At 37.6% G+C, this 10,576-nt stretch carries 5 protein-coding genes and 1 pseudogene; 5 read left to right on the top strand and 1 reads right to left on the bottom strand.

The annotated features are described in order from the left end of the window. From AB7U21_RS02830 to AB7U21_RS02820, 3 genes are all read left to right on the top strand, one after another. Positions 1–3,158 (top strand): disaggregatase related repeat-containing protein (locus AB7U21_RS02830; protein WP_428386893.1); only part of this gene is annotated, 3,158 nt, incomplete at its 5' end. 354 nt (positions 3,159–3,512) lie between these two features. Continuing rightward, positions 3,513–4,547, top strand: a complete 1,035-nt coding sequence (locus AB7U21_RS02825; protein ID WP_428386891.1) for a polysaccharide deacetylase family protein — start codon at positions 3,513–3,515, stop codon at positions 4,545–4,547. Continuing rightward, complete coding sequence (locus AB7U21_RS02820) at positions 4,510–5,745, top strand: hypothetical protein (RefSeq protein WP_428386889.1); 1,236 nt, start codon at positions 4,510–4,512, stop codon at positions 5,743–5,745. The genes AB7U21_RS02825 and AB7U21_RS02820 overlap by 38 nt, the downstream gene beginning before the upstream one ends. A 97-nt stretch (positions 5,746–5,842) precedes the next feature. On the opposite strand, the gene AB7U21_RS02815 is transcribed toward AB7U21_RS02820, so the two are convergent. Then, positions 5,843–7,303 carry a flippase gene (locus AB7U21_RS02815; protein WP_428386887.1) on the bottom strand — a complete coding sequence of 487 codons (1,461 nt, stop codon included), beginning with the start codon at positions 7,301–7,303 and terminating at the stop codon, positions 5,843–5,845. A 276-nt stretch (positions 7,304–7,579) separates the two neighbouring features. On the opposite strand from AB7U21_RS02815, the pseudogene AB7U21_RS02810 reads away from it, so the two are divergent. Together AB7U21_RS02810 and AB7U21_RS02805 are read left to right on the top strand one after the other, a co-directional pair. Beyond that, positions 7,580–8,074, top strand: a pseudogene (locus AB7U21_RS02810) (IS5/IS1182 family transposase); the annotation flags it as partial. 968 nt (positions 8,075–9,042) lie between these two features. After that, positions 9,043–10,576, top strand: a 1,534-nt coding sequence (locus AB7U21_RS02805) for a PKD domain-containing protein (RefSeq protein ID WP_428386885.1), incomplete at its 3' end; no start/stop codon positions are given.

The following is a 10,576-nucleotide window of genomic DNA, read 5'->3' as shown; positions in this document are numbered from 1 at the left end:
GCAACGCAGCTATCGAGATCCAGAATTTTGATAACACCATCATTGAGAACAATGTATTTGATGATGGTGGCCATGCAGCAATAAAATGGTATGTGTGGTCCGGCCACATCACACAGCAAAAAGCACAGTTCACGACCTATGTGAGGAACAATATCATAATGAACAGTGATGGAGCAAGTGGAGTTACAGGTTCAGGCGTGGGTATATGGAACACACAGCCGTCCTACGCGAAGTTCATAGTCCAGAATAACAATATCTACAATAATAAGAATGGTCAAACCTATGGCTCAGGTTTCACAATGAGCAATAACCTGAATGTTGATCCGCAATGCGTTGATCCAACCAATTCAAAGCTCAGTTCACGTGACTACCATCTTAAGAGCAAGGCGGGCCGTTATTCAAGTGGCAAGTGGGTAACAGATTCAATATCGAGCCCACTGATTGATGAAGGTAATTCTAAATGTATTTGCAGCAGCGAACCCTCTCCGAATGGCGGAGTGATAAACATTGGCCGATATGGTAACACTGCCGAAGCTTCCAAAAGTGGTTCATCTGCTTCGACAGCGGATAATGCCCCAGTTGCAAATGCTGGTGCAGATAAGACAGCAACCGCAGGTTCTTCTGTCAGTTTCGATGGAAGTGCCTCTACAGACGATAAAGGCATAGCCTCTTACTCCTGGGACTTTGACGCTTCCAATGGAATAACAGCCGAAGCTACAACCAAGACAGTTACAAAGACATATACAGCAGCAGGAACTTACACTGTAACGCTCACGGTCACAGACACGAGCGGGCAGAAATCAACAGATACAGTGGATGTGGTTGTCAGTACTGCAGTTTCAAATCAGATAGATGATCCACTAACTGTTTATGACAATAGATTACGTGATGCGAACCCAACTACTGTTTATTCGGATTCCAACTATATTGATCTTGGAATGAGCTCAACTCGTTGCAGGGATCTAATGTGGTTCGATCTTAGTGATTACAAGACAACAGATACAATATCCAAGGCAACCCTGTCGCTGTATTGGTATTATCCAACAGGTGCCACACGTACTTCTGATACAGTGGTAGAGGTATACAGACCTGCTGCCGAATGGGATCCAAAGTATGTGACCTGGAACAACCGCGTATCCGGTACTGCATGGAGCACAGCAGGAGGAAGCTGGTATGATAAGAACGGAGTTGCACAGGGAAGTACACCGTACGCATCCCTTACTTTCCCTGCCAGAACAGTACCTGGTAACAAGTATTATGACTTCGATGTAACACAGCTCGTGCAAGAATATGTGAGCGGTAAGAACAAGAACACCGGATTGTTCCTGAAGGCCAGGACAGAGAGCGGCAATTACATTGCATTCTACAGTTCAGAGTGGACAAATGCAGCTCAGAGACCAATATTAACGGTGACCGTAGGAACACCTGCTGCAGATAATGCCCCAGTTGCAAATGCTGGTGCAGATAAGACAGCAACCGCAGGCTCTTCTGTCAGTTTCGATGGAAGTGCCTCTACAGACGATAAAGGCATAGCCTCTTACTCCTGGGACTTTGACGTTTCCAATGGAATAACAGACGAAGCTACAGCCAAGACAGTTACAAAGACATATACAGCAGCAGGAACTTACACTGTAACGCTCACGGTCACAGACACGAGCGGGCAGAAATCAACAGATACAGTGGATGTGGTTGTCAGTACTGCAGTTTCAAATCAGATAGATGATCCACTAACTGTTTATGACAATAGATTACGTGATGCGAACCCAACTACTGTTTATTCGGATTCCAACTATATTGATCTTGGAATGAGCTCAACTCGTTGCAGGGATCTAATGTGGTTCGATCTTAGTGATTACAAGACAACAGATACAATATCCAAGGCAACCCTGTCGCTGTATTGGTATTATCCAACAGGTGCCACACGTACTTCTGATACAGTGGTAGAGGTATACAGACCTGCTGCCGAATGGGATCCAAAGTATGTGACCTGGAACAACCGCGTATCCGGTACTGCATGGAGCACAGCAGGAGGAAGCTGGTATGATAAGAACGGAGTTGCACAGGGAAGTACACCGTACGCATCCCTTACTTTCCCTGCCAGAACAGTACCTGGTAACAAGTATTATGACTTCGATGTAACACAGCTCGTGCAAGAATATGTGAGCGGTAAGAACAAGAACACCGGATTGTTCCTGAAGGCCAGGACAGAGAGCGGCAATTACATTGCATTCTACAGTTCAGAGTGGACAAATGCAGCTCAGAGACCAATATTAACGGTGACCGTAGGAACACCTGCTGCAGATAATGCCCCAGTTGCAAATGCTGGTGCAGATAAGACAGCAACCGCAGGCTCTTCTGTCAGTTTCGATGGAAGTGCCTCTACAGACGATAAAGGCATAGCCTCTTACTCCTGGGACTTTGACGTTTCCAATGGAATAACAGACGAAGCTACAGCCAAGACAGTTACAAAGACATATACAGCAGCAGGAACTTACACTGTAACGCTCACGGTCACAGATACGAGCGGGCAGAAATCAACAGATACAGTAAAAGTAGTCGTCAGCTCCACACCAGTTACAAATACTGGATTTGACCTTTATGACAATAGATTGGTGGAATCATCCAAAACTACAGTTTATGGCAGTTCAAATTATCTTGACATTGGAAGGAGTTCAACTCGTTGCAGGGATCTAATGTGGTTCGATCTTAGTGATTACAAGACAACAGACACGATATCCAAGGCAACCCTGTCGCTGTATTGGTATTATCCAACAGGTGCCACACGTACTTCTGATACAGTGGTAGAGGTATACAGACCAGCTGCCGAATGGGATCCAAAGTATGTGACCTGGAACAACCGCGTATCCGGTACTGCATGGAGCACAGCAGGAGGAAGCTGGTACGATAAGAATGGAGTTGCACAGGGAAGTACACCGTACGCATCCCTTACTTTCCCTGCCAGAACAGTACCTGGTAACAAGTATTATGAATTTGATGTCACACAGCTCGTGCAGGAATATGTGAGCGGTAAGAACAAGAACACCGGATTGTTCCTGAAGGCCAGGACAGAGAGCGGCAATTACATTGCATTCTACAGTTCAGAATGGACAAATGCAGCTCAGAAACCTAAATTAACCGTGACTGCCACAAAAACCTGATATGAAGGGCACTAATCTCTAGAGGAGGTAGAAGAATTAAGTGTGAGCGTAAAGTTATTACGCTCTACTTAATTTGATACCCTGTCTTTAGAGATGGTTTTATCTGTTATGTCCAATAACCCGAATATTATTTATATTTATCAATCTATATAATTAGATTGATATTTTAACTTTCATTTTAACGAATTGAGACCTACTCCATCAAGGATACACTAAAGCTTCAAAGAATCGAAAAGATAAAAGATGGTTTTTAAATTAATTAAAGGATTAATATATAGAAATGAAATCTGTTGGTCATAAATAAACCGTACATGAAAATTATGGTAAATTGGATTGAATAATTGGTGTGCTAACATGAACCTGATCGATAAAATACGTGCAGAGACAGAAATGTGGGATCTTTTCACAAAAAAGGAAGAATACGATCCACTACTCTTAGACCAATATGAAAGGTTTCCTTACTATTTGAGCAAACATAGGGACGTAATGGACCCCATTTTATCCAAGTATTTGATCGATAACGGATTGAATCCAAAATACCCGGATGGAAAAAAGTTTGCTGTTTGCCTTACGCACGATATAGATGTCATAAAACAGACGATCACCAACTGTGCATTTGAATCCATGAAGTCCACAATAAAAGGCGATTATAAAAACAGTCTGCAATACACAATATCCGGTCTTGATAAAAAACAACATCCTTATCGGGATTTTGAAAGAATAATGGAAATAGAAGACAAATATGGAGCTAAATCAAGTTTTTATTTCCTGGCACTCAAACCTGAGGAAAGAGATTACAACTATGATCTTGAAGAAATATCTGACGAAATCAGGGACATATCTGATAATGGATGGGAAGTGGGACTTCATGGAGGACATGAATCATATAATAACGTTAAAGTGACTGTTCAGGAAAAAAAAATACTTGAAGACATTATAGGAAAAAAAATTGTAGGTTACAGGAACCATTACCTGAAATTCAAAATACCGGATACATGGGAAATGTTAAGCGAAGCCGGTTTCAAATACGATACAACATTTGGATATGCTGATTGTGCAGGATTCAGAAATGGAATGTGTCATCCGTTCAAGCCGTTCAACCTGAATACTGGAAAAGAAATCGATATTCTTGAAATACCACTTGTAATAATGGATTGTACTCTTTTAAGAGATTATATGAGACTGGATTTTGAAAGGGCATGGAAACTTACAAAATTATTAATTAACAGAGTTGAACAATACAATGGCGTAATTACTATTCTCTGGCACAATAATTTTATGACCGGTGAATATCTGAAATTTTACGAAAAAATATTAAAATACTGCTCTGGCAAAAATGCCTGGATGACAAGTGGAGAAGAGATTTTTAGAAATCATACCTCAGAATGAAAAGAGAGGTGATAATATCAAAAAAGAACATTGCGTATTGATCCTAGGAGGACGCGTTAATGGTTACTCCATTATTCAAGAATTATATGAAAAGGGTGTTAAAGAAATAGTTCTCTTTGATGTAGAGAAGAGAGTAGCTTCTGCCAGCAATAAAATTAAAGAATATAAAACTATAAAGAACAGTGCAGAAAATTTATATTCTGAATTGAATCGTCTCCACAAAGAATATGAAAAAATTGTAATATTCCCTTCTGATGATCTTTATCTTGAAAACTTACATAAGATACATGATGAAATCCAAGACTTTTGTTTTGTACCAATGAATAACAATAATTTCTTAGAGTGCAGTAATAAATATGTGCAATATGAGTATTGTGAAAAATTGGGAGTACCATATCCAAAAACAAAACATATAAAAATTAAAGAGGAACTGATGTTCATTAATATACAGTATCCGATATTAATTAAACCAAATAAAAGGGACGATCTAAAGAAAAAAGTTTTCAGGAACATGACACTGGAAAACGAAAGTGATCTGCACAAAAATAGAGAGAAACTGGAAAATTACATCGATGCCGGAATATCTTTTCTGGCTTCAGAAATTATACCTGGTGATGGTTCCTGTATATATGCTTATGTAGGTTATCGTAATAAGAAAGGAGAAATTTTGAACGAATGGACCGGAAAGAAATTGTCACAATTCCCGGATGATTTTGGAGTGTTTTCCAGCGCATCTAATGAAGCTCCTGATGTAATTAGCGAGCAGGGAAGAAAATTGCTTGAAGGGATGAATATATACGGTATTGCTGAACCTGAGTTCAAGTATGATCACCGGGACGGGAAGTACAAATTAACTGAAATAAATCTAAGATCAATGATGTGGCACAGAGTGGGTAATCTTTCCGGGGTGAACATACAGTATTCGCAGTATTTGGATGCCTTGGGAAAAACTGTACCCCATCAAGATCAGCTTAAAAACAAGAATATTCATTTTGTGTATCTCAGGCATGAGATAATCAATCTGATATCAAGACCTGGATATTCTAAAATATTCTATCATAACATATTTACTTCGGATGAAACTCATTTCGCTATGTTTGACAGAAAAGATCTGAAACCTTTCATAATGGACTGTAAAGAAACATCTGCTAGCATCATCGCTACTTGCCTGAGAAAACTAAAAATAAAGAGTCAGTGATAACTCAAAAATATCTTTTAACTTATAAGCAAAATAGATCTTCCAGATCATTATTGCATATTTACAAAATTATGAATTTATGAGCTGGAAATAATTGTTATACTTTTTGTTTTATTTTTTCAAATGCGAGTTTGAACATTGTTTGTTCTTCTTTATTGAAGCTATTCAGGACCAAAGTGGAAACTATGTATATTAATGCCCCCAATGTTACATTTCTGACCAAGGAAAAGAGATCATCTGAATTCAGGAAAAACAAAAAAGAACACATTATAATGGATGAAAGTACGCATTTTGAAATAAATACCCAGTCAATATCCGGTCGTAAATACTTAAATGACACTTGAGCGCATATTATCACCATCAGTAAATATGATGCAAAAGTTGCGATAGCAGCGCCTACGATTCCAAAAGAAGGTATCAACATAATGTTCAATACTACATTCAAAGAAGCTGCAAATATCTGAATGAACAAATTGAATTTCGTTCTTTTTACCAAATGGGTTATGTTGATCAATATCTGAAATACACCAGCTAACAAGCCAGAAACCGCTATAAAAGGAATTGAATTACTACCTGATGCAAATTCGGGGGTTGTTATGGTGACCAATAAGGGTGTTGAAAGAAAAGACAAACCAAAGGTTGCAGGAATTGCAGCATATAAAAAATACTTAAGAGATCTATTAATGTAAACAGCGGCTTCTGTGTGCTTTCCTTGATTGTAAAGTCTTGATAGTTCTGGGAACAGTATGAATTGAATAGGAATAATTATAAAGTTGATCAGATTTCCAATGCCGTAGGATGCAGAATAGATCCCTGCAGCACTCAGACCCATAAAATAAGTTACCATGTATCTGTCACTGGAATCTGTAACCCATCTTATAACTGAATTTGGGGTCAAAGGTAAACTATATCTTAAGATCTCTTCGATCCCCTGGAATTTAGGTAATGAAAAACCAATATCTGAAATTATGAAGTACATTGAAAAGATGAATAATGCGGACTGGATCAGTATTAAAGAAATTATGATAGATAAAAGTCCAAAACCAAGGTACAACAAAAATATAGTTACTATGAGATGTCCTATAGACTTGAGAATAGTAAGAATAGAGAATGTAGTGATTTTCTGGAATATCCTGAAGTAGAACAATGCGATCTGATCTACAGCTAAAAGTAAGACCAGAAAAGATCCACATTTTATAAAATATGATGCATTCGGATCTCCAAAAATTGTCTGTGCCAAAATATCGGATACGAAATAAAGCATTGTTGAAATGATAACGCCAGCGGAAAAGACTATGCATAACACCGAGTAAAATGTCTCTCTTATTCGCTGGATATCTTGCTCACCTGACAGGAATCTAATGATCCCCATTGATAATCCTAAGACTGCCACCGGACTCAGAAGAGACACAGTTATCGAAATCTGTGCCCATATACCATAGTCGTAGCTTCCAAGATTTTTTGTTATTATAGGTAACAACAAAAATGACCCTAAAGATGACAGAACCTGGGATAGACCTATTATCCCGATATCTTTAATTATTTTATAGCTGGACATAAATACCCTAAAACCTGTCATTTAATATGCTAAACAAAATATATTAATCATTCTAGGTATATAATCCTATTCAGCACCAGTTGAAGTTCTTATTAGCTTATTTTTACCTGGCTCTGTAGGAATGCTACTTTTGTTTTTATTTTGACCTAATAATTTAAAAGGTATAAATCCCCTAAGCATTACTTTCCACTGAGACAGAAAGGGGATGATTGTGCTTTGCTTAATAAGTACTTAAAGTTTGTTGAGACAGTTCCAGCAGTATCAGAAAGATAACACCTGCCGATCTATAGTTGTAAATATTCCAAAAGAAAATATACACAACACAAGCTATTGGCTCTGATTTTGTTGAAAGGATATCTCAATATGGACTACAGAAGTATTGTTGAACTTGTAGAATTAATGGACAAATGGAAGCTGAGAATCGGACTAAAACAAGTTCCACATTATACTATACCATTAAATCATAGATTTAATGGGAGTTCCAGATTTGAATCCGGAACACTCTTCACAAATTCGCTACAAGAATAAAATCAGTTATATTCAGATCATTGTTACAACAAACACTAAAACTCTTCTACTCATATAGTGAAAAAATAGAGGTCGCTGCTATTGATTCAAGTGGCTTTGCAAGTGGTCATTGTGTTACTATAATATTCATTTAGGACAGGAAAGAAAAGAAGATCTTTCCTGAAAATTAGTATTTCTGTTGATACTGATAAATTAATCATCACTGGTTTTAAGTATCTTAGAAAAATGATCGATGAGTCTGAATTTAATTCCTTTTCTCACATATCTATAATCTTTTATATTTGCACTGTTTAGGAATTATGTTATTGTTTGAGGCAACTTAAGATATAAAACTGACAAATGCCTTTAATCTCAAGAAGATTCAGCCAGTTCAAAACCTATATACTCCATTTTATTTATTTGATCAATAATAATAAAATTTACGTTTAGCTGTTACAATTCTTTTTCAATTTCAAGGCAACAGGGGTTTATAATACTTTATCATATTTAATAAAGCTTTATAATACACTAATTTTCGAATAAAATTCATATAATACCCTTAAATCTGATTTAAAATAATTTTTGGAAATATATATTCATTCACACTCATCATAGGCCGCTGAGCAACTTCAATATGTTGCATTTTTCTTTTTAGTTCATTATTATCAATTTTAAATAAACTCCCTATCTAACTTAAATTTAAAAATAAAATGTAAAATCATCTATATTTTGCATTATCTTTGTTTAAAAAGCTAAAATAATAAAATAGTTCTATTTTTGCTTTTTTTTAAAAAATTAAGGGTTTAAGAGCCTTTTAGCTGGTAAGTATCTTTATATATCTCAAACATAAATGCAAACCTATATGCGAAAAACGGGGCTGTTGATAATTGATGAGAATATTGGATGAGATACAGGTTTCATAACTGTATGTTATACTGATCATGGATATGCTCTGCTGCACAGAATTTTCGCATTTTAACAAAATATCGGATTGAATTCAAACAAATGAAAAGAGAGGTGTATAAAATATGGTTGAAAGTATATGTTTTAAGATCTTCGAAAGATTTAGTGCCCATAGGTGGGCTAAATCTCGTCACGTATTATTAATTGCATTATGGGTAAGTAGTTGCTTATTTACTCCAAAAAATGCTTTATCTAAAAAAGATTATCTATTAACAACTAAGAATAGAAACAACACCACGTTTAAAAAAATGTCTGTTTTTTTCCTCGGCTTGTCACTTTGCTTCCTGTGTTTTTCAATAGTCGGATCCGGTCTATCTTCAGCTGCAACTGTGTATGTTGCTGCAAGCGGAAGCGGCGACTACATTTGTGACGGAACGAACGACCATGTTGAAATAAATAAAGCACTGGCGTATATAGATAGTATTGGTGGCGGTACTGTTTATCTGAAGGGCCCAAATACATACTGGATAGATAGCACTCTTAATATCGGTGCAAAAACAAAACTCACAGGTGACTCAACTGCTGAAATAAAACTTGTTCCAAAGGCTGGCTGGTCCAAGGAAGTTCCCATGATCCGGGGTGAAGTCGGGGCGGACAATATTGTGATCACTGGATTTACTATAGATGGGAACAGCGAAAATCAGGGTGTTTCTTTTGGAAACGGATATTATAATTTAATATATTTAGAACGTTCTGATAATGTAGAAGTCTCGCACATGCGTTTTGAATGGGGATGCAATGATGGATTAAAGATCAAATGGTGCAACAACGTTGTTTTTACTCACAACAATGTGTACAAAATGGGTCACGATGCATTTTATGCACTTTATTGTAATGATGGTGAAGTTGCATACAACACCATTTTCACACGGACAAATAGTGCGTGCAGGTTATCAGGCGGTATAACAGATTATACTGTCCATGATAATACATTCTATTCTGACGGGGGCGGCACATCAACAGGGCCGGCAATAGAGATAGACAAAACCGGGAGCTCGACAACCCTTCCTTTCAATAATATAGAAATATACAATAATAAGATACATTCTATAAGGGGTTCAGGTATCTGGATGTTTGCAGCATATTCTGATAATACCATAAGGGCAAAGAATGTCCATATACATCACAATACATTTACAAAAGTAGGACAGCATGCTTCAAATACCGGATATACCAATGCAGCGATCACAATGCAGAATTTTGACAACACCATCATTGAGAATAATGTATTCGATGATGGCGGCAATGCTGCAATAAAATGGTATGCATGGTCTGGATATGTTGCACAGCAAAAGGCGCAGTTCACCACCTATGTGAGGAACAATGTCATAATGAACAATGATGGAATGAGTGGAGTTACAGGCTCAGGAGTGGGTATATGGAACACACAGTCATCCTACGCTAAGTTCATAGTTAATAACAATAATTTTTACAACAATAAGAATGGGGACACATATGGCGGAGGTTTCACAATGAGCAATAACGTGCATGAAGCCCCATCTACGAGTGGTTCAACAGTTCCCAATGAGATAGATGCTGCTCCAGTCGCTAATGCTGGTGCGGATAAGACTGCAACCGTAGGTTCTTCTGTCAGTTTCGATGCAAGTGCCTCTACCGATGATAAAGGCATAGCTTCTTACTCCTGGGATTTCGATGCTTCAAATGGCATAACAGCCGAAGCTACAGGTAAGACAGCTACAAAGACATATACAACAGCAGGAACGTATACAGTGACACTTACTGTTACGGATACAACTGGGCAGAAAGCTACAGATACAGCAACTGTAGTCGTGGGTGGAACAA

The sequence above is a fragment of the Methanomethylovorans sp. genome, from assembly GCF_050177135.1.
Classification (GTDB): Archaea; Halobacteriota; Methanosarcinia; order Methanosarcinales; family Methanosarcinaceae; genus Methanomethylovorans.
Note: the sequence above shows the minus strand (reverse complement) of the source record. Positions and strands in the feature narration are given on the sequence as shown.